Genomic DNA, 533 nt, shown 5'->3' with positions numbered 1-533 from the left:
GCGCGGATCGCCGGCAGCCTGCACATGACCATTCAGACCGCCGTGCTGATCGAGACGCTGGTGGAGCTGGGCGCGAGCGTGCGCTGGGCGTCGTGCAACATCTTCTCCACCCAGGATCACGCCGCGGCGGCGATCGCCGAGGGCGGCACGCCGGTCTTTGCCATCAAGGGCGAAAGCCTCGAGGAATACTGGGATTACTGCGACCGGATCTTCCGGTTTCCCGAGGGTGGCGCCAACCTGATCCTCGACGATGGCGGCGATGCCACGCTCTATATCCTGATGGGGGCCCGCGTCGAGGAGGGCGAGACAGACCTGATCGAGACGCCCACCTCGGAAGAGGAAGAGGCGCTATTCGCGCAGATTCGCAAACGTATCGCCGAGAGCCCCGGCTGGTTCGTGAAGCAGCGCCACATGATCAAGGGCGTCTCCGAGGAAACCACCACCGGTGTGCACCGGCTCTACAAGATGATGGAGAAGGGGCACCTGCCGTTCCCGGCGATCAACGTCAATGACAGCGTCACCAAGTCGAAATT

At 63.4% G+C, this 533-nt stretch carries 1 protein-coding gene; it reads left to right on the top strand.

The features are described 5' to 3' along the window. The coding region (locus tag C6W92_RS17475) for an adenosylhomocysteinase (protein ID WP_164989297.1) at window positions 1-533 on the top strand (533 nt) is incomplete at both ends.

The sequence above is a fragment of the Roseovarius sp. A46 genome, from assembly GCF_004126395.1.
GTDB classification, from domain to species: Bacteria; Pseudomonadota; Alphaproteobacteria; order Rhodobacterales; family Rhodobacteraceae; genus Roseovarius; species Roseovarius nitratireducens.
The sequence above is the reverse complement of the archived record's forward strand: the minus strand, read 5'-3'. Positions and strand labels throughout refer to the sequence as shown.